Annotated in this window: 17 protein-coding genes; 9 read left to right on the top strand and 8 right to left on the bottom strand. The window is 48.8% G+C overall.

Annotation, left to right across the window (positions count from 1 at the left end; genetic code table 11):
* The first annotated feature begins 606 nt into the window (after positions 1 to 606).
* The 3 genes from R2X38_RS13540 to R2X38_RS13530 all read left to right on the top strand — a co-directional run bounded on the left by R2X38_RS13540 (position 607) and on the right by R2X38_RS13530 (position 2854).
* Positions 607 to 1572: a TDT family transporter gene (locus tag R2X38_RS13540; RefSeq protein WP_317522788.1), complete on the top strand. Its 966-nt coding sequence runs from the start codon at positions 607 to 609 to the stop codon at positions 1570 to 1572.
* 132 nt (positions 1573 to 1704) lie between these two features.
* Positions 1705 to 2091: a DUF2799 domain-containing protein gene (locus R2X38_RS13535; protein ID WP_317522787.1), complete on the top strand. Its 387-nt coding sequence runs from the start codon at positions 1705 to 1707 to the stop codon at positions 2089 to 2091.
* Positions 2092 to 2674: 583 nt separating this feature from the next.
* A complete protein-coding gene (locus tag R2X38_RS13530; RefSeq protein WP_317522786.1) occupies positions 2675 to 2854 on the top strand; it encodes a hypothetical protein in 180 nt (59 codons plus the stop codon).
* A gap of 622 nt (positions 2855 to 3476) precedes the next feature.
* On the opposite strand, the gene R2X38_RS13525 is transcribed toward R2X38_RS13530, so the two are convergent.
* The gene (locus R2X38_RS13525) at positions 3477 to 4646 is read right to left on the bottom strand and encodes a p-hydroxyphenylacetate 3-hydroxylase oxygenase component (RefSeq protein WP_317522785.1); all 1170 of its coding nucleotides are present in this window, start codon (positions 4644 to 4646) and stop codon (positions 3477 to 3479) included.
* Between the two features lie 182 nt (positions 4647 to 4828).
* Here R2X38_RS13525 and hpaA point away from each other — a divergent pair, with 182 nt between their 5' ends.
* Positions 4829 to 5707 (top strand): 4-hydroxyphenylacetate catabolism regulatory protein HpaA, encoded by an 879-nt coding sequence (gene hpaA, locus R2X38_RS13520; RefSeq protein ID WP_317522784.1) that lies wholly within the window; start codon positions 4829 to 4831, stop codon positions 5705 to 5707.
* Between the two features lie 42 nt (positions 5708 to 5749).
* Here the strand turns inward: hpaA and R2X38_RS13515 are convergent, their stop codons facing one another.
* Positions 5750 to 7762 carry a heparinase II/III family protein gene (locus R2X38_RS13515; RefSeq protein ID WP_317522783.1) on the bottom strand — a complete coding sequence of 671 codons (2013 nt, stop codon included), beginning with the start codon at positions 7760 to 7762 and terminating at the stop codon, positions 5750 to 5752.
* Positions 7763 to 8120: 358 nt separating this feature from the next.
* Here R2X38_RS13515 and R2X38_RS13510 point away from each other — a divergent pair, with 358 nt between their 5' ends.
* Positions 8121 to 9896 (top strand): sodium:solute symporter family protein, encoded by a 1776-nt coding sequence (locus R2X38_RS13510; RefSeq protein WP_317522782.1) that lies wholly within the window; start codon positions 8121 to 8123, stop codon positions 9894 to 9896.
* Between the two features lie 106 nt (positions 9897 to 10002).
* Positions 10003 to 11409 carry a glucuronate isomerase gene (gene uxaC / locus R2X38_RS13505; protein ID WP_317522781.1) on the top strand — a complete coding sequence of 469 codons (1407 nt, stop codon included), beginning with the start codon at positions 10003 to 10005 and terminating at the stop codon, positions 11407 to 11409.
* A 177-nt stretch (positions 11410 to 11586) separates the two neighbouring features.
* Here uxaC and R2X38_RS13500 read toward each other — a convergent pair whose 3' ends face one another.
* A complete protein-coding gene (locus R2X38_RS13500) occupies positions 11587 to 12753 on the bottom strand; it encodes an oligogalacturonate lyase family protein (protein WP_317522780.1) in 1167 nt (388 codons plus the stop codon).
* Between the two features lie 375 nt (positions 12754 to 13128).
* Between R2X38_RS13500 and kduD the strand changes: the two genes are divergently transcribed.
* Positions 13129 to 13890: a 2-dehydro-3-deoxy-D-gluconate 5-dehydrogenase KduD gene (gene kduD, locus R2X38_RS13495; RefSeq protein ID WP_317522779.1), complete on the top strand. Its 762-nt coding sequence runs from the start codon at positions 13129 to 13131 to the stop codon at positions 13888 to 13890.
* A 189-nt stretch (positions 13891 to 14079) separates the two neighbouring features.
* On the opposite strand, the gene R2X38_RS13490 is transcribed toward kduD, so the two are convergent.
* Positions 14080 to 14403: a cupin domain-containing protein gene (locus R2X38_RS13490; protein WP_281028313.1), complete on the bottom strand. Its 324-nt coding sequence runs from the start codon at positions 14401 to 14403 to the stop codon at positions 14080 to 14082.
* A gap of 397 nt (positions 14404 to 14800) precedes the next feature.
* Between R2X38_RS13490 and R2X38_RS13485 the strand changes: the two genes are divergently transcribed.
* A complete protein-coding gene (locus tag R2X38_RS13485; RefSeq protein ID WP_317522778.1) occupies positions 14801 to 15439 on the top strand; it encodes an RpiB/LacA/LacB family sugar-phosphate isomerase in 639 nt (212 codons plus the stop codon).
* An 82-nt stretch (positions 15440 to 15521) separates the two neighbouring features.
* Here R2X38_RS13485 and R2X38_RS13480 read toward each other — a convergent pair whose 3' ends face one another.
* A complete protein-coding gene (locus R2X38_RS13480; RefSeq protein ID WP_317522777.1) occupies positions 15522 to 16310 on the bottom strand; it encodes a sulfite exporter TauE/SafE family protein in 789 nt (262 codons plus the stop codon).
* A gap of 95 nt (positions 16311 to 16405) precedes the next feature.
* On the opposite strand from R2X38_RS13480, the gene R2X38_RS13475 reads away from it, so the two are divergent.
* Entirely contained in the window at positions 16406 to 17113 is a 708-nt protein-coding gene (locus tag R2X38_RS13475) for a GntR family transcriptional regulator (RefSeq protein ID WP_317522776.1), read from the top strand.
* Positions 17114 to 17154: 41 nt separating this feature from the next.
* Here the strand turns inward: R2X38_RS13475 and nagB are convergent, their stop codons facing one another.
* The 3 genes from nagB to R2X38_RS13460 all read right to left on the bottom strand — a co-directional run bounded on the left by nagB (position 17155) and on the right by R2X38_RS13460 (position 20988).
* Positions 17155 to 17949 carry a glucosamine-6-phosphate deaminase gene (gene nagB, locus R2X38_RS13470; RefSeq protein ID WP_317522775.1) on the bottom strand — a complete coding sequence of 265 codons (795 nt, stop codon included), beginning with the start codon at positions 17947 to 17949 and terminating at the stop codon, positions 17155 to 17157.
* Between the two features lie 43 nt (positions 17950 to 17992).
* The gene (locus R2X38_RS13465; protein WP_317522774.1) at positions 17993 to 19378 is read right to left on the bottom strand and encodes a PTS transporter subunit EIIC; all 1386 of its coding nucleotides are present in this window, start codon (positions 19376 to 19378) and stop codon (positions 17993 to 17995) included.
* A gap of 74 nt (positions 19379 to 19452) precedes the next feature.
* Positions 19453 to 20988: a hypothetical protein gene (locus R2X38_RS13460; protein WP_317522773.1), complete on the bottom strand. Its 1536-nt coding sequence runs from the start codon at positions 20986 to 20988 to the stop codon at positions 19453 to 19455.
* Positions 20989 to 20998: the final 10 nt, after the last annotated feature.

The following is a 20998-nucleotide window of genomic DNA, read 5'->3' as shown; positions in this document are numbered from 1 at the left end:
TAGTGTTGTTTGGCGATTACACAATAACGTATCCAACCGTTTTTCGTATCTGCTTCCCGCTAATCCGAGAAGAACCAAAGAAAAGCCGCACCATTGCAGTGCGGCTTAGTTTTTATCTCTATTCTGTTGCTCTAGTCTACCTACACAGCACACATAGAGCGTTGATTGAAATACAACTTGAGGCTTCGCCACTCATTACGTTGAGTATGCCGTGCCCGATACAGTCACAAGTTTAAATCGGACATCAATTGTGTTGGCGAAGAAGTATAATCACATTGTTTGTCACTTAACCAAATTGTAAAACTAAGCAATACCGACGCTTAGTGTGGTTGATTCACATCAACCGGCTCCCTGTACCCTTGAGCCAAATGAATGAAAACAGCTCATTCCTCCGTAAGCTATATATGAATTAGCTCATCTACAGGTCACATCATAAATATGGTACTAAATTCCACTTTTAGCAAACCAGAAATGCCAAATCTTCCACTAAAATGTGACCCACTCCAAACCTTGTTTTGATCCACCCCACGCACCCTCAAGGGCAATCTAGTGTAGAATGCCTTTTCCCCCGTCTGTTTTATGCTCAAATAAGGTTTTTTTAGCGCAATGCCAGCATTTAGTAATGCTTTGATACATATTCCAACAGCCCAAGCCGCGCTGGCTTTAGCTTCAATGGGAACCGGCCTAGCCTGGTCGCTCTACTTCCCTGATCACGCCAATTGGTATCGTGGTATCGGCGCGCTGATCGGTGCCATCCTACTGCTCCCCGTTGTGCTGAAATACCTGCTCAACCCCACACGGTTTATTCAAGATCTTCGCCACCCGCTCTATGGCAGCCTGATGGCCCCCATGTCGATGACTATGCTGGTTTTGTCCGACTATCTTTCATCGATCCATATCGAAGTAGCCCGTTTACTTTGGTACCCGGCATTAGCACTCCATATGTTCATGATGGGATTCTTCTTTTTCTGTCAAATCAGAAAGTTCCGTTTGACCAACATGTACCCAAGTTGGTTCCTATACCCGGTTGGAGCGATCAGTGGCACCTTGGCAGGTCCGCAGCTCGGCCACCATGAATTTGCTTTGGCCATGACCGATGCCTGCATCGCGATCTACTTCCTGATGTTACCAGTTGTACTGTACCGCTTGTGCTTTGCCGGGCGCCTGCCAAGGCCTGCTAGGCCGACACTGGCTATTATGGCAGCCCCGGTGAACCTATCGCTGACTGCCTACCTGCTCAATGTCAGCGAACCCGATCCGGTGTTAACTGGCGCGTTGGCAGGTGTAGGGATCACCATGACCATCTTGGTCTACCTGTGCTACTTCTATTTGCTCAAGCAGCGCTTCCAGCCGTCATTGGCTGCTGTCACCTTCCCATCAGTGATCAGTGCTGTTGCCTTAGAACGTTTGACCGACTGGTTTGCGATTTACTATCCGCATTGGTCATGGCTAGAGCGTTTAGGTATCTTCGAGATGGTTGTCGCCACCGGACTGGTACTCTGGGTCGGCTGGAATTACCTCGGCTATTACTGGCCCCGAACCGCACCATCTAGGTTGCTGTCAAGCAATTAACACAAATTGCGGGCTTTTATGCCCGTTTTTTCATGTGGATATATACTTGAAGTGTAAGACTTGTCCAACAGCCAGATAGCCCGCTATTTGCGCTAACGGGGATAAATTCACATTTGCTTGCGGAGGTAGACGATGAAACATCTAGTTTTACTTGTAGCTGTCCTCAGCTTAGCGGCCTGTACCGGTCAGTCCTATGACACAGAGCTGGCTCAGGAAAACCAATGGAAAATGCTTGGTGTCAAAGACGGTGAAAATGGTCGTTTAGTCCGCACCGAGAATGAGCTACAGAAACTGAGTGAACTGCCAGAAGGCGCGGTAAACGAATACCGCCTTGGCTACCAACAGGGTATTGAAGACTACTGCCTCCCTTACAAAACCTATAAACATGGTAAACAAGGGCAACAATATACTGGCCAATGCCTCAATACCGAACATGAAAAACTTGCCATCCAAGGGTGGGAAGCTGGCTACAAAGAGTATGTTTCCGAACAAGATCTACTCTGGCTAAACAACGAATAGTACCCATTTTAAAAGCGGCACATTTTCATGTGCCGCTTTCTATTCCCCTCGTATTCACTCGCCGCTTTAAAGCTCTCATATGGCCTGAAGGGCATCTATGATGGGGGTAATTAAAATCCGGTTTTTAAAGCTCTTAGCAATTATTTTGCTGTTTCTTCCTGTTTTTCTTTTTGCTCTTCCGCTTTTAGGCGAGCCAGAAAGAGTTGGGAAAGGGCTAACATCTCAATCATTTTGCTACCTCGATATGTAATTAAGTATCAGAAAACGAGAGAGATCCTACAAATTAATGTGATACACATCAAAATAATTTATGTATTCCATGCAAATAAACAACAAAACATGGCGACTAAAGCCAAGTAGGTTATTTACTTCCACTCGAGCTTTTCTTGAGCTGTCACTACAGATATTTCTCACTAGTCTGTGAAAAATAGCTTTTTCATATTTTTCACCCCAACCTTATCAGCAGATTAAATAGATGCAGATCAAGAAGCAGGCAGATGATGCAACCAACTGAATATGGCCGTCAACTTCCGTTCAGGTAAGACCTCTATGCTGGTATCAGTATCTGTTTAAGGAGAGAACGATGACATTAGCTGATATCAAGAGCCTCCGGCAACTTAATAGCCACTATCAGAAAAATACCCAAGGCAGCATTCATCGCCGGAGAAGAAGCCGAGTCAGAGAAGAAAACCCAGTTGAAGATTTGGCAGAAACAACGATTTGGGCAGGACGCAACCGAAGATACAACACGGCCAATACCTAAGCCTAAAAAGTCCCCAAAAAGAAAAACGGCCCTGAGCTTTCGCTCAGGGCCGTTCCCGTTCCTAATACCCTGGGTTCCAAGCAGGATATTCACTGGGTCTCCCCAGCCGGTCTCAATCATGCAAATGAAGTTCAGACCTTTTACCACCCTCCCCCGTTCTAAGGAGTGTGGCACTTTGTTCGCAAATTGATGCTCTCAAATCTTGGAAGCAATTTATCACACAATTTTAGTAATGCAAAAATTATTTGAGTGATTACTGAATTATTTGATTAAAATCATCAGAAATTTCATTATCTGTTGCTCTCGATGAAAACCTCTTTACAACAAGCAGCTTCATAGCCATCAGCTTCACACTATCTAAATCTATTATTACTTACTTAAAAAGCACCTTTAAAACAACAAGTTAATGTCAACCTAAATAATTACCCTTCTAGGCAATCCTCCTTGGTGACACGGTGACCACATGAAAACCAAGATGTAACGACAGCGCCTACTCAACAAAAGTTGAAAAAAATCACCCCTGAATAAAAAAAGCCCCCGAACCGGGGGCAAGAACACAACAAAGCTCTATCCAAAGCGTCTTGAAACAAAATAGAAGAACATCACTTGAGCAAAATCACCATCAGACCATGCTTGGATCCGGCTCCAAGCCCATCAGCTGGCGGCCTAGGATCTGGGCGCATACATCATAATCGGTGTAGGCATGGGCTGCTGTCATATGAGAGTCTCGGAATAGTCGCTGGCCTTCATTGTCATTGAACCAAGACATACCCCCCATGGCTTCGAATAAGCGATCCACTGCTGCAATACACATCTTCACCGCATAGGCCTGATTGGTACGCCAGTAAGCTAAGGTATCAGCGGATGGATATTCTTTGCGCTCACCATGCTCTTTGTGATCTTCCCAGGTCTTCTCAAGGAAAGCGCGGGCAGCGGCGACTTGATGGGTCGACTCGGCAATGCGCATCAATGCTGGTGTCGCCGCTCCCACTTTGGCTCCGGTATAAGCGCGTACTCGGTTTTTGGTCTTTTCCTTGTAGACCTCTAACATGCGCTCGGCAATCCCCAAGCTGATAGCGGCAAAACCACAGGCAAAATAAGGTCGGTATGGGGTATAGAAAATATCGCTGTCGGGGTAGAGATCAAAACCGGCAGATTGGCCTTCCATCATGCCTTTTGCTGTTTCAATCCGGTGCTCGGGAATAAACACGTCTTTCAACACTAGAGTCTTGGTACCACTGGAGCGCATACCCGCCGCATACCAATCATCAATGATGGTGTACTCATGGCGCGGAACCACACCGAAACAGTAAACCTTGTTGCCGCTGACATCGGTACGATTGAAACCGAGAATAGCCCAGTCGGCATGATCGCTACCGCTACTCCAGCGCATGTTGCCGTTGAAGATCACCCCACCTTCGGTCTCTTCCGTTTGTCCAAACGGGGCAATACTACTACTGGCCGTCGCATCTGGATTATCGCCCCAGAACTCCTCCTGCGCCTGTTTGGAGAACATCGCCATCTGATGGCTGTGTGTCGCCAGCAAGCTCGCTCCCCACGCGGTACCGCCACAGGCTCCAGCTAGGGCAGCAACACAGTCAGTAAACTCCGGCAGTGAAATCTCCGAGCCCCCGTAGGCTTTTGGTTGAAAAGCGCGGAAAAAGCCAACTTCACGCAGCAGGCGGATATTTTCTTCCGGTGGGGTACGGTCAATTTCGGCTTGCGCGGCATTGGCCGCAATAGTCGGTAGGATAGCTTGCATTTTATCTAGCAGGGGATTCGGTCGCTTCATGTCCAGTTCCTTTTGATTGTGAGCCAGCCGTTTCTTGTTCGCGGCTTCTTTGCATTCATTATGGAAAATGACCACAGCGTGTTAAATGGATGTTACAGGTATTTAATTGTACTTTTCGCCGATTTAGATAACATGTTAACTATCACCGCTATAATAAAATCAAAGAAACGGAAGGTCATGCCATGGAAGCTCTTACAATCCCCAACCTGAACATTGGCAAGGTGTACGACTCTCGCTATAGCGATAACGAGTTTCACCTTGAGCGGCTGAACAGCCTCGCCCTCTTTTTTGGCCGCAACATGCCAACCCACTACCACGACCGTTACTATCAAATCCATTGTATTTTGGAGGGCAACACCCATGTGCTGCTCGATCAATCCCATTACTCAATGCACGGAAAAACCTTGTTCTTCACCCCGCCCACCGTTCCCCATTCTTTTGTCACCGACGATCACGCCAGCGGGTTTGTTATCACCGCTAGCCAGCAGTTGGTCTGGCGACTGTTGGATATCGAGATTGGCCGCAATGATATCGCCTCTACGGCTATGCAGCCTTTTTGTATCCCTCTACCCGAATCTTCACCGCTGGAAATGTTGTTTGAAATGCTGGAAAAAGAATCGACTGGACAACAGTTCATGGCAGAGTCTGCCAGCCTTAGCTGGCTGCAATTGATCCTGATAGAGATAATGCGCTATGCCAATAACCAACAGCTGACGACCAGTTACCGAAGCACAGATGTCAACGTGTTCAACCAATTCAACGTATTGATTGAAGAGCACTACCGCTCCCATCGGACTCTGCCGCAATATGCTGAGCAGATCGGGCTTACCACATCCAGGCTTAATGATATCTGCCGCAGGGTCAGCGGCCTGTCTTCTAAACGGTTAATCACAGACAGGATCATGCAGGAGGCACGCAGGATGTTGTTGCTCACTGCAATGTCTATCTCTGAGGTCGGCTATGAACTAGGCTTTACCGATCCGGCCTATTTTGCCCGCTTCTTTCGCAAAAATGCCGGGATCACGGCTTCTGCATTTCGCGATAAAAGCCAAGAAAAGTAAAAGCCAGCACATCAGTGCTGGCCTTGATTACCCATGAGTATATCAGGAGTCGCAATACGAGGATTGATAATCCATACCCAGTTTAGAAAACGCAACTTTAATAGAATGCCGTTTGCTATTGCGGATCAGGCTAATATAAACACTGTCCCCAACCCATTGCACATCTATGCTATCGAGAGGCTGCTGGCTGTCCAAGTCGTGGGCAACCACCGACTTGAATACCGTATCCTGACTTCGCAGCAACATATAGGACAGGTTACTGGTTGCTGGATTATCGGGCGCCTGGCCGGTAAGCAGGGTTCCTTCAGCAGACACGAAACACTGGTAAGCAGCTTCTCCCTGTATATCAAACCGCTGTGCGGCCACGCCTGAAATTGTTTCTATCTTGCAATCCGTCATCCGTGCAAGCGGCCCGTCTAAAGGGTTATTACATTGAACAGCCAGCGGGCTGACCTGATGCTCGCCGCGTACATGCCAAGCTAAATCCAGCTGCTGGCCATGAGGATTGTGCACTTGATTGATTTCAATGGCGGCATCACCGAGCCATATCACACTGCGGCGGAATTTCACATCACGGTAGGCTTCTTCATCCCATTGAACCAAGGTATGGCTATCCAAACCTGGATGGGCTTTCGACCAATCAACCACGGTATCTAGGCAGGTAACGCCTTCCGTTTCTTCAAAACTCAACACCTCAGGGATCGCCGGTGGCTGGTTTTGCTGATTAATCGCAAGGGTATTGTGGGTCGCCGTATTCTTGTAATAGCCATAATGCAGTTCTGCACCGTACCCAGTTGTACCCAGATCCGGCAGGATTTCCTTGCCGTCACGGCAGATAATAATGCCCAATCGATCATAGTGGTCATGCTCGCCGCCATACGGCGTGTGCTTAACCAGCAGCATATTGCTGCGCTCATGATCTTGGCAGATAGTTATCCCAACGCCCGGCGCATGGATTGGCTGGGTTGCCAAAGGCTCAGCAGCCGGCAACTCCTCAACACCATAAAGCAAGGCATCGATATTGTCCCGGCTCTTGTTTTGATAAATACTCGCCAGCGCTGAAGCAAACAGTGGATGTTTGAATTCACTGTAGGCGTATTCGAACAAGTGAGAGTGAGTAAGGACTTCCTGACCGGCAATGCAATCGTTCAAGCGCGGGAAACGGCCATCGATCTGCACGAGCTGCAGTGGAAAAGCGAGCATCTGGAAAAAACTAGGATGGTCTTTTAGCGAATACTCACTGCCACGCGCCATCATCTCGTAGCCCATAAGAGCCTGCAACGCGTAATAGTGATAATGGATAGAACCTTCGAACCACAGTCCTTCGCCGATAATGCCATGCTCCAGCTGATAGCGAAGACCGTAGGGGCTATTTACAGCAAAATCAATAAACCGCTGCTCATCAAGCAACAAACCAATCACACCAATAGTTGAGCTGATCTTCATTTCGTGGTTATGGAGCTGATCACTGCGGTGCTGCATCATGAATTCAGCGCCTTCACGCAGCAGGTTTTGTTCAATGTGGGCACGCTGCTCTGCTGTCAGACCTTCTCGAACAAAGTCATAACCGCGGGCGAAATCCATATGACAGTTCGCTTCACATAACGTCTGGGCATTGGCCTTGCCTGGCCCATTGTACGGGATACCACCGTGTTCCTCATAGTCAGGGTAATGATCGGCATATCCCATCAAGATCTCGCGCACTTTATCGAAGTATTTCTGCTCTCCGGTTAAATGCCACAACAGGCCAAGCTCATTACAGGCTTTGGAGTTCAAACCGTTAAGCCAGCGCCACCACGCGCCGTCATAAGGTTCACCGGTAAACACCTTGCCATCTACTGGGCAACGGTGTTTATCCGGACTATTTCTTTGCCAATCAAGGCGAACCCCATGTTCAGGACAGAAATAATACAGATTCCATGTCGCCCGAGAATCTGGCGGAACCAAGGTCTCCGATGTCAAAACTGTCTGATTGTTCTGGATCAAATTATCAATGATCGCTGAGCAATCCTTGGTTTTGATCTTAGTCATTTCTTCGCTAGAAAACTGAAGCATGAAACACCCGCTTTTTATGAACCAGTGTTTCAATTATACACAAACAACAAGACCTTTGGTAAAATTTACGCAAAAAACAAGTCAGATAATATTCAAGAGAAAGAACTTAAGCTCAGTTATATCAACGGCTTTTAGACCTTAAACGACTAAGCTGTTGTTATTCAATGACAATCAAAAACCGAATACGAAACAACACAACCAACAAAAACAAAATCATGTTTCAATTTTTTCTTAAGTGGATTTTGATCACAGTTTTATCGCTCGATAACACATAAAATTCGCCACATAAGATTTTCAACTATAAATCGCAACAGCCCAATCATCGAACGCAATGATTGGCATAAGCAAAGAGAGCACTATGAATACAGAGATTATGGTAATAGGCGGCTACTTTATGCTGATGATTTTCATCAGTCTCGCCTTCAAAAAAATGGCCAGTAACTCTTCTAGCGACTACTTCCGCGGGGGCGGCAGGATGCTGTGGTGGATGGTGGGGGCAACCGCCTTCATGACCCAGTTCTCGGCCTGGACCTTTACCGGGGCCGCGGGTAAAGGCTTTAACGATGGCTTTATGGCCACGGCAGTATTCTTTGGTAATACCCTTGCCTACGGTGTTTCCTACCTATATTTTGCAAAGCGCTTCCGCCAGACCCGTGTTGATACCCCAACCCAGGCTGTGCGCAACCGCTTTGGCACGACCAATGAGCAGTTCTTTACCTGGGCGATTATCCCTCTGAGTGTATTGAACGCCGGTGTTTGGCTAAATGGCCTATCGATCTTCGTGGGTGCCGTGTTTGGTTTCGACATGACAACAACCATCTGGATCACAGGCCTTGCGGTACTGGCTATCTCGCTACTAAGTGGCGCATGGGGTGTGGTGGCATCGGACTTTGTTCAAACTCTGGTTGTTGCCATCATTTCTATTGCTTGTGCCGTTGTCGCCCTTATCAAAGTCGGTGGTCCGGGTGAAATTGTCGCCAACTTCCCATCTGACTTCATGATGGGTCCTGATATGAACTACGGCCTGATCTTTGTAGGTACCTTCCTGTTCTTCGTGGTAAAACAGCTACAAAGTATCAACAACATGCAGGATTCTTACCGCTTCCTGAATGCCAAAGACTCCAAAAATGCCAGCAAAGCAGCATTGATGGCGATGGGCCTAATGGCTGTGGGTAGCATCATCTGGTTCATCCCGCCATGGGCATCTGCCATCCTATACCCAGAAGCGGCAACGCAATACGCATCGCTTGGTAACAAAGCTTCTGATGCGGTCTACCTGGTATTTGCTGAAAATGCAATGCCACTGGGTACCGTGGGTCTGCTTGTTGCGGGTCTATTTGCTGCGACCATGTCTTCAATGGACTCAGCGCTAAACCGTAACTCGGGCATTTTTGTTCGCAGCTTCTGGACCCCAGTGATCTGCAAGAACAAACCAGGCAGCGAAAAATCACAGCTACGTGTTGGCCAGATTGTGTGTGTAGCAAACGGCATCGTGGTTATCATGATGGCCCAGCTATTTAGCAGCCTGAAAGAGCTAAGCCTGTTTGACCTGATGATGACAGTTTCAACACTGGCTCAGTCACCAATCCTGGTTCCACTATTTATGGGTATGTTCATCAAGAAAACACCTAAGTGGGCAGCATGGGCGACAGTGGTCTTCGGTATGTTCGTCTCTTGGCTATGTATCAATGTCTTCACGCCTCAGGCTCTGGGCCAGCTGCTGGGTATCGAGTTTACCGGTCGTGAAATTGGTGAACTACGCACCATGATCACCATTGCAGCTCACTTGTTCCTGACCGCAAGCTTCTTCTGGGCAACTACTCTGTTCTACAAAGAAGAGTCGTTCACCGCAGAAGAGAAAGCTGAGATCAACACCTTCTTCGAGAACGTTGAAACCGAGTGTGTTGCAGACGACTCTCAGGACGAGTTCGACAAAATGCAGCGCGAAAAACTGGGCACCATCACCATGATGATGGGTGTGGGTCTGCTGGCCATGGTACTGGTACCAAATCCGCTATGGGGTCGAGCCCTCTTCCTAGGCTGTTCGGGTATCATCCTGCTGACGGGCTACCTGCTTAAAAAGAGCGCCCAGAGCAAGCCGGAGTCAACAGCTGAACTGGCTGCTCAGAACTAACCGCTGAAATATTGCCAACCAATGCCGCCTCACTGACCTGAGGCGGCTTTTTATTTTTACCAAGCTTCCATGCCAGTTAGGCTAATCGTTCATTGAAGAGTATGTTATGAAGAAGCCTTTTCTTGATCAGCACTTTTTGCTGCACACCCCAACAGCGCAACACCTATATCACAGCGTTGCCAAAGACCTGCCGATTATTGATTATCACAACCATCTTAGCGCCCAGGATATCTACCACGATATCCACTACCGCTCTATCGCCGATGCATGGCTCTCCCATGATCATTATGTTTGGCGGGCAATGCGCAGTAACGGGGTGGATGAGCACTACATCACAGGTGATGCGAGCGATTTTGAGAAATTTGAGAAATGGTGTGAAACCGTTCCTTATTTAATCGGCAACCCTTTCTATCATTGGGCCCACATGGAATTGCAACGCTACTTTGGTATTACCGAACTGATCTGTCCTGAGAACTGTGACCAAATCTGGCAGCAGTGCAATGAACAGATCAGCGGCAACGGTTTTTCAGCCCGGCAGCTACTGGAGCGAATGAATGTCGAATCGCTGTGTACCACCGATGATCCGTTGAGCGATCTTCGCTACCATCGTCATTTAGCGGAAACTGACTTCAGCGTGAAAGTACTGCCAACATTTCGGGCCGACGATGTATTCAATATCGACAACAGCAAAAAGTTCGTGACCTGGGTGGCCAAACTCGCTTCAACCACGGATTCAAGAATCCAAAATATCGATGAACTGTTCAAAGCATTGACACAGCGGTTTGATTACTTCCACCAGCATGGCTGCCGTTTATCAGATCTTGGCCTCAAGACGATACCCTATGCAGATGGCACACTGGAAGACGCCAACCAAGCCTTGATTAAAGTGCTGGCTGGCAAGCCACTATCAGACCAAGAGATACAGCAATTCAAAACCCAGCTATTCCTGTTCTTGGGCCAGAAAAACCATGACCTTGGTTGGGTTATGCAGATCCATATTGGTGTCTTGCAAGACACTAACAAACGCCGGTTCGAGCAACTCGGCGGGGCGACAGGTTTTAGTGCTATCGACGATACCTGCATTGCGCAAAACCTTGGCAAGCTCCTAAGCTCGCTGGATTACCAGCACTCCATGCCCAAGACCATCCTGTACTGCCTGAACCCGAAAGATAACTATGTACTCGGGGCAATGATCGGGGCTTTTCAGGACAGCGACTTCGGACCGGGAAAAATCCAACTGGGGGCAGCCTGGTGGTTCAACGATCAGAAAGACGGCATTATTAGCCAATTAAAAACATTGGGGAACCTAGGCGCCCTTGGGCGTTTCGTCGGTATGCTTACTGACTCAAGAAGCTTTCTCTCTTACCCGCGTCACGAATACTTCCGCCGGATATTGTGCAACGTGATCGGCGAGTGGGTTGAGCTCGGCGAGCTGCCAGACGATGAGCCACTGTTGGAGCGTCTGATCAGCGATATCTGTTACCACAATGCCAAGCGCTACTTCAGCCTGTAGTTTCACGAAAGCCCCAAAAAGGCCAAGTCACAGAATGACTTGGCCTGACTGTCCGCATTGGACTCGCTCAATTTAGCCTATTGTTTGCGTGCATCCTCGACGGCCATTCATAAAAAAACCCACCGAAGTGGGTTTTTCTTTCCGATGTCTGAGGGCAATAGCACTCAACCTTGATCGTTATGATCTAAGCTGCTCTGGGATTTCTGCAATATACAGACTCGGCACGCCCTCAAAATCACTGGTGAACAACACGCCACTATCATCAGGCGTGAATGAAGGGTGAGGGTGAGTGATCTGGCGGTCACCATCTAGCACTTCCCAAGAAGTCGAGTGCTTCGCCAGGCGAGTCGACGTTTTGGTCTTGGTGTTCAAGATGTAAAGGAACGGGTCATTCTCGATGTTATAACCATCGCTATCAGCCACATCCACTGGCGCATCACAGCCATCACCGACCATCAAAGAACCATCGAAGTTACTCATCAAGTGTGAACATGGGGGCATCACCATGACTTCTTCATTTTCTAGCGTCACCGGATCGGCTTTGTAAATCACACGATCAGTCTGGCCCTTGAAGTAAGAAACATAGGCCATCGCCGAACCGTCTGGGATCCAGAATTCATGGGTGCAAGATTCGCCCTCGGCATGCTCTTTGATCTTACGGACGTTAGAGCCGTCCTCGTTAACCAGCCACATGCGCGCATCCACAAGATCATGCGGCCCTTCATGGCAGAAACCCACGGTGGAGTCATCAAAAGGACGGTAGATTGGGTGGCCCAGCCACGCATCATCCTGATGAACAACGTCCAGTTCACCCGTCTGGATGTCAACCTTGATCAAGCGGCACGTTGGGTTGGTATGATAGAAGTCTTGGAACTTCTGCCAATCTGTCAGTGGCTTCCAGCACGATTTCAAAATCTCGATACCGACAAGCTTGGTGCAGTCAGAATTAGCCACCCACGTACCGTAACCTTTCCATTCGCTATCAACGGTATAGATAACACTCTCTTCCAGCGTCTCCAGATCCACCTTCATCAGGTGCAACTCGTTCTTCACATAAAAGAAGCTTTTCTCATCCGTTGAAATGAAGCCGCCAAACGTATTGTCGCCAGCGCCTTCAGTTAGCTGTGTTGCTTGCTGCTTGTCTAGATCCAGCAAATAGTAGTTACGATTACCATCGAAGTCGCCGGCAAAAAGCAACTTAGTACCATCATTAGTAAAACACTTCTGGTAAAAGTAGTTACGGTGGCAAGTCATACCTTTCGGGGTAAGGCGAGTCACTTTCACCCCAGTATCACTGTCTTCAAAAACCTCAAAGCTCAGGTCGATTACGTTACCTTTTGCCATTCTATTTCTCCGATATTCAATCAGCAGTCAGGCTGGGATAACCTGTAAGCATAGTACGCAGTGGAACACTTACACAGCCCGACCGTCACAATAATCAAAACAATGTTTCAAGTTGAATTGATTATAACCTACCTTGATGGACAAGCACACAAAAAATCAAAACAATGGTTCAATTTAAAGAAAACAAATCAAAAACGTGACCACCCTCAAATTTATGACTCGGCAGCACAATTCATTATGACCATAAGTCTCCTGTCAACACATCGCTAAGAACACATAAAATGAAACGCTATTTCTTTTTTATTGAAAAGATAAGTCGAAGTGGTATTATCCTCTCAACCATTACACAAACAGCCATCACCTTGAGGAAAAGGCATGATTCTGAATTCATTTAATCTTGATGATAAAGTAGCCATTGTCACAGGTTGCAACAGAGGGTTAGGTCAGGGCATTGCTGTAGGCCTAGCACAAGCCGGATGTCATATTGTCGGCGTTAGCTCCTCTGGCAGCGTAGAAACGCAGCAGAAAGTCGAAGCTGTTGGTCGCCAGTTTATTGATATCCGAGCCAATTTGATGAAAACCGATGATATCCCGAGTATTGTAGCTGCCACGCTAGAGCACTTCGGTAAGATCGATATTCTGGTCAACAACGCTGGGATCATCCGCCGCGACGACGCGATCAATTTCAGCGAATCCGACTGGGATGATGTCATGGATATCAACCTCAAAACCACGTTTTTCCTCAGTCAGGCCGTTGCCAAACAGTTCATTGCTCAAGGCCATGGCGGCAAGATCATCAATGTCGCATCCATGCTGTCTTTCCAGGGCGGGATCCGCGTACCGTCATACACGGCGTCTAAAAGCGGTGTCATGGGCGTCACCCGTTTGATGGCCAACGAATGGGCAAAGTACAATATCAATGTCAATGCGATCGCACCCGGTTACATGGCCACCGAAAACACCGCTCAACTGCGCAATGACAATAAACGCAACCAGCAAATCCTCGACCGCATCCCTGCTGAACGCTGGGGCAACCCAGAAGATCTAGCCGGCCCAGCCGTTTTCCTTGCTTCTGACGCCGCCAGCTATATTCAAGGCTATACCCTTGCCGTTGACGGTGGGTGGCTGGCTCGTTAATCACAACCAGGAGAAGTTAAACGCGTATCCTTGATGCCTCAACACCGAACGTAAAAAACGTTCGGTGTTTTTTTGCCTACCAAGTAATTCTCTGAACCTAGCAGCTTGAGGTGACAGGAGTATATAGGCAAAAAAAATCCCCGACCTACTAAGAGCTCAGGGATCTTGCATTAATCTTGCTTCGCCAAATTAGCTGATGAAGTCTTTGCGCATTGGCGTGAACGTGTCGATCAGTACACCCGCTTTCAGACAGCGGCAGCCATGAACGATTTCTGGCTCTTTGTACATAGTATCACCCGCTTTCACAATTTTGGTGTCATTGCCGATGGTGAACTCAAACTCGCCAGACAACACGTAAGTCAGCTGCTCGTGCGGGTGGGTGTGCAGGGCACCGATCGCACCCTCTTCAAAGTGTACTTCGACGGACATCATGTTGTCGCTGTGGGCTAGGATTTTACGGCTGATCCCTTCACCCAGATCTTCCATCGCAACTTCGTTATTGAATACAAACATTTCTCTACCTTACCTATGTGGCTAAAGTTTCACTTAACACTCGATATCGCTATCTTACACCACCGAGGTTAATATTCAAAATAAATGAAACCATGTTTCACAAATAATCTATAACAATTTCCAATCTGGCCAGGCACACACATCCATGTTTTACCTCTCCGTGTTTCATCACACACATTAAAACATGCAATAAAACAACAACTTAACTAGAAAACATACCTTTATTCACTTGGCGAAGCTATATTTATACAGGCGTCCAACAACAAAAGGCCACGATGGCCACCTGCTGCCAGTGAGCACCACAACCAAAAAAGTTAATTTTTATTTTTTTGAAAAGGCTTTTCATTTTTCAAAGCGTCACATATAATCAGCACATCAACGACAGAGAGATATTGTTATGAAAATCGCACTTATGATGGAAAACAGCCAGGCGCCTAAAAACGCTATGGTTGCAGCTGAACTAAACAACGTTGCAGGTGGCCTTGGCCACGACGTTTTCAACGTTGGCATGAAAGATGAAAACGACCACCACCTAACGTACATCCACCTAGGTATCATGGCGAGCATCCTTCTCAACTCTAAAGCTGTTGATTTCGTTGTAACTGGTTGTGGTACAGGCCAAGGCGCATTGATGTCTAGCAACCTGCACCCTGGTGTTGTTTGTGGTTACTGCCTAGAGCCATCTGACGCATTCCTATTCAACCAAATCAACAACGGTAACGCTATCTCTCTAGCGTTCGCTAAAGGCTTTGGTTGGGCTGGTGAGCTAAACGTACGCTACATCTTCGAAAAAGCGTTCACAGGCAAGCGTGGCGAAGGTTACCCAATCGAGCGTGCTGCACCACAGCAAGCTAACGCAGCAATCCTGAACGAAGTGAAAGCAGCAGTATCAAAAGATGTGGTTGAAGGCCTGCGTGCAATCGACCAAGAACTAGTTAAAACGGCTGTTGGCAGCGCACACTTCCAAGAGTGCTTCTTCGCAAACTGCCAGGACGAAGACATCAAAAACTACGTGCTGTCTGTACTAGAGAAGTAATATTACTTTCGCCAGTTAACATTACGGTTATGGAATTTGAAAAGGCTCCGAGCATGCTCGGAGCCTTTTTGTATTTCACTGTTCAGCGAAAAAAGAGCACCATGGCCAGTGCTACCAAAATCACGCCGATGGTCAAACGGTACAGCTGCGCAGGCGTAAACGCCTTGACCAACCTCATCGCAACCGGCATGGAAAGTATTGCTCCCGATGTCATCACAACGGCAACAGGCCAATCGCTTTGGCCACCGCGGCTATAGCTCATCGCCGTCACACCCGATAGCACCAATGCCACCACCACCGATGATCCGATCGCCTTTTTGATATCGACACCCAGCAAGGTGTTAAAGGCGGGAAGCAACATCACCCCGCCTCCCACGCCGGTAGAGCCTAGCACCGCACCACAGCCACCGCCAATGGCAATCGAATACGATTTACGGCGTGGGACTGGGTTGCTCTCAGTACCAGCATGCTTACTCTTGAGGTACAAAGAGACCAGCGAAAGCAGCATCATCAGTACAATCGCAGACTCAATCGCTTGATTGACCAGCTCCGAGTAATACGCCGACTGGTTAAGCAACACAATAAGCTCGGTCGTCAACAGAACACAGGGAATAGCCCCCAGCAAAATCAGCCCGGCTTCTTTCCACTTAATGTTGCCTGCCCGGATATGCGCAATGCCCGCGCTGACTTTAACCAGCGTAGAAATCAGGCTCGCTGTACCTACGGCCATCACCGCATGCATCCCGAAGAATACCTGCAAAATCGGAATGATCAGCACACCGCCGCCCACACCGGTTAACCCGAGGCAAAGGCCAATCACCCCACCAAAAAACAGCTGTAATACGATATCAAAGGAAAGATATGCGCTCATAATCAATGAAACCTAAAAGAGTGTTGATGCTTCCCGTGTTAATATCGCTCCAGATCTTTGGCAGTGATATAATGCAGAAAAAAACGAGAAACGTCGTGAAATTACCTAAATACAAACAGATCGCTAGCGACATCCAGGGACTCGTCGACACGCAAAAGCTCGGCGCGGGTGACTTGTTGCCCACGGAAAAGGAGCTCATGAGCCAGTATGATGTTAGCCGAGTCACCATCCGCAAAGCGCTCGCCGAGCTCGAATCACAAGAGGTTATCGTGCGTATTTCGGGCAAGGGCACCTATATCAATGGCAGCAAGGCGCGGCGCAATGCACTTGAGCTAAAAGGCTTTCTTGAGGATATTCACGCACAGGGCAAACAACCGTCCTCAAGAGTGCTTGATTTCAAGCTAACGATGGCTGATGCCTCTCTTGCGCAAAAGTTAAGTATTGAGATCAACATGCCAGTTTATGCCATCACCCGCCTTCGCCTTATCAACGATGAGCCGGAAATTCTCGAGCACACCTTTATGCCCGCAATGCTTTTCCCCGAGTTGAGCATCGATATCATGAACACGTCTAAATATGAGTACATCGAGAAAGACAAGGGGCTCAAGATTGCCCTTAGCCGGGAAACCGTAGTGGCTGAAGTCGCCGACCAACAGCTCGCCGACACACTGAATGTCGAGGTCGGCTACCCATTAATTAAAGTCATGTCCATCGGTGAATTAGAAGACGGTACCTGCTTTGAATATTCCGAAAACTACTTCACCTCTAAGCAGTTCAGTTTTGAAATAATGGCCCGCCGCTAACGAAAAAGAGCACGTCCTCACTAGCGACGTGCTCTCCGTACCTACCCGAGGTTGTCTGCTTCTATCTGCCGGAAATAGTGCAGCGTTTTGACTTTGAGATCTTGGCACGACGCCTCGTCACACACCAACATCGCTTTACGATGAAGTTGAAGGGCGGTGACCGTCCAGATATGGTTGACACTGCCTTCGACCGCCTCTTTGACCGCGAGTGACTTGTTATGCCCTGTCGCCAAAATTACAACTTCCCTCGCCGCTAGCAGCGTCCCTACGCCAATCGTCAGCGCCTGCGTCGGCACCTCCTCCAACCCGCCCTCAAAGAAACGTGCGTTGGCAATACGCGTATCCGCGGTCAATGTTTTCAGCCGTGTTTTCGATGCCAGTGACGAAGCCGGTTCGTTGAATGCAATATGGCCATCCGCCCCCACACCGCCAAGAAACAACTCAATCCCTCCCGCCGCTTCAATCGCAGCTTCATAGCGCGCGCATTCGGCATCGATGTCATCCGCCATACCGTTAAGCAGGTTGATGTTATCTGGGTCGATATCAATATGGTTGAAAAAGTTATCAAACATAAAATGGTGATACGATTGCGGATGCGTGGCGGGTAAACCAACGTACTCATCCATATTGAACGTCACCACATGGCGAAAGCTCACTTTGTTTTGCTGAACAAGTTCAATCAATGCCCGATACGTCGCCAGCGGGGTTCCCCCTGTCGGCAGCCCCAGCACAAAGGGACGCTCACACGTCGGGGCAAAGGCGTTGATGCGATCGGCTATGTGGTTTGCTGACCATTGGCCAACTTGCTGTGAACTGATTAATGGAATAACTCTCATGCAACATACGGGAGATCACCCTCCCGTCCTCATTATTTTACGCTTATTCAGATAGATCGAGACGTTTACGCTCAAGGTAGATGTAGGTCAGCACGAATGGGATAGCCATTGTGATCACACTCTGGATCAGATAGAGCGCCAAGCCCGCACTGTCACCAAGGAAATAAAGGATACCGGCTACCCCTGCTGCGCCCATGCCTGGGGCCGAGAGTGCCAAGCCCGTAGAGAACATACCGCCAACCGCAGATCCTAAGCAGCCAAACAGGAAGGGCTTACCGTAATTGAGGGTAAAGCCGAAGATGACCGGCTCGGTGATACCGAACATACCCGATACCCCTGCCGCCAAGGCTCGAGGACGGATCTTGTCGTAATGGTGGCGGTAGGCGTACGCCACAAAGGCAAATACCGCACCGGTCTGGCCCAATACGGAGGCATTACGGATCGGTTGGTACAGGTTGGTACCCGTCTGTTCGATGAACTGGATATCAATGATCCACAACGCATGGTGCAGGCCGGTGATCACCAGTACTTGTTGCAAACCGCCGATGATAAAGCCGCCGATCCCGACCGGGAGCAAGAATAGCCACTCGAAGAAGCTGACCAGCCAGCCTTCCATGACATTCAGGATCGGGCCGATACCAAAGAAGATCACAAAGAAGGTGGTGACCACGGCCAAGATTGGTGTGGCGATCATATCTATCACGTCTGGGACAATACGCGAGAATGTTTTTTCCGCGAGAGACAGCAACAGCCCCGCCCCGACAGCGACCAAGATAGAGCCGTGAAAGCCAACTAGACCGTAGGTATAGCCAAAGATGTCCAGCCAGATAGGTTCGGCAGTGCCCCTTGCGACCGATGCCGGAGATGGCAATTGCGGAGCTATCAACATTAGGCCAATCAAAATCCCCAGCGCGGGGGTCCCACCGAATTTCTTGGTGGCACTCCACGCCACCAGCACAGGCAAGAAGGCGAAGCCAGTGTCGATGATAACATTGGCAATATCAAACCATGCCGATTCAGTTGACAGCCAGCCGGCAGACAGCAAGAACGACTTCAAGCCCAGCAAAATACCACTGGCAATGATCACCGGAATGATCGGGATAAAGACATCGCCAAAAACACGGCTCAATCGCTGGAATGCGTTGCCGCCTTCCGCCGCTTCATCCAGCTCAGTACCGGTCGAATTGATGATTGCCATCACTTCTTTGTAGACTTTGTTCACCACCCCAGTCCCCAGGATGATCTGCAACTGCTCGCCAGTCTGGTTAACTCCCTTTACTACCTCTATGTCTTTGGTTTTTGCTTCGTCAAACATGGCGTCGTCGTGCAGGGAAAGGCGCAGACGCGTCATACAGTGAGCAGCGGTGCGGATATTTTCCACTCCCCCCAGCTGCTCTATGATTTCCTGAGCGGATAGTTTGTAATCCATAACTCACCTATGCGTTATTGGAGATGTAGGTACCAAAGAAAAGGGGGAAGTTTCCCCCTTCAGTTTTTTTATGATTATTTGTTGATGTATACCGGAGAGGTCCAAGCAATATCGCCGTTGTACTGGATTACCTTGATCATCAGATTATCGGTATCCCGCTCAAGATCGCCGAGATCATATTGCTCTTCCACCGTGTACTTGCTGTCCAGGCTCGCCTTGTGGATGACGAACTTGTAGGCATTGTGCCACCAAGGGTCTTCACGGTAGTAGCTGTCAAAGTCGAAGCTCTCTTTCAGCAGCTTGGCAACCTGCTCTTCTTTGGCTTCCAGAATGGACTGGGTCAACAGCTTGCGCACCGGAATGCGGTAGCTCAACTCGTCGATTTCAAACACGACGTCGTTATCAATGTCATCTTCAATCTCAATGATCACCGATTGGTTTTGAATGTAAGGTGTAAGGTAGTTCTTCTGTGACAGCTTACCGTTACCGTCATCTTCCTTGCGGGTGATGATACGACCGGTCAGTGTCTGCTCATCCAGCAGCTCAACGTCGGAGCCAGGCGATGTCCACAGCGGTTGGAAGCTGTGGAATTTGCCTTCGGTGTGGATACGCACGTCCCACCATTTCTCGCAGATATCCTTGAACAGGCGGCGGTCTGGGCCCCAGCCCAGCTCAAGCTCGAACTTGAACTTCACTGTGCCGGCTTCAGGCAAGGTACGGATCGGATGGTAGTTGTAAGTATGCTCGCAGATACCGTTACGTACGACTTCAATGGCTTTAATGGCGTTGGTGCCTTCGACGCGGATATTGGCCACGTTATTGGCCTGGGCGTTGATCTCGCTCCCCATGATCGCACCGTTAACGTCAAAATGAACATCCATTTTCGAGCGGGTCACACCGTATGTATGGCGGTTGCGCATCGCCTCCAAGATAGCGTTGCGATCGTACTCCTCGCAGTAAACAGCGAAATAGCCATTTCCTGCAATAGCAGGGTATTTGTGGTTGTCGCCACTGGCGATAATACCGGTTTTGACCCCCTGCTTCAGTGCCCAGTACACGGTACCCTCTTCGCCACGGGGGCCCATGTGCATGTGAACGTTCAGAGGAATATCCGCATCGCTGGCCTCGCTGCTGCCGTGGGATGAGTAAATCTCAACCACTGGAGACACTTTCTCGTTGTGGGTTTCCCAGTTTTTGCCGCGGTGGCCCGGCTTGTAACCCGGATGGTGCGGCAGCGCGATAGCATTTTTATTGCTCAGGATGTCGCAAAGCTCTGCGTAGGTATTCGGTAAGTAGATATCTTCGTCGAACTCGCTGAAAAACACATTGTGATCGCCATCCGCACCGTTACCCTGCCACTCATACGACGGATAGATAATGAAATCGTCGCGCTGCGACTTGTCGTTCACCACTTTCCAAGCATCTAGTGTTTCTTCAATCGGCTCGAGCCCCTCGGCACGGAACCCCTCGCAGACAGGGATACCGCGATACGGGTAATAAACCGGCCCCCAGAAGTCGACCATTGTTTTGGCAAAGTCTACCCACTGGTCGAAATCGTCCATATGGTTTTTGTGCATATTGGTATGGAAATCACCCCAAAACTTTTTCATGTCGGCTTCC

This window comes from Photobacterium rosenbergii (assembly GCF_033022775.1).
Taxonomy (GTDB): Bacteria; Pseudomonadota; Gammaproteobacteria; order Enterobacterales; family Vibrionaceae; genus Photobacterium; species Photobacterium rosenbergii_A.
The sequence above is the reverse complement of the archived record's forward strand: the minus strand, read 5'-3'. Positions and strand labels throughout refer to the sequence as shown.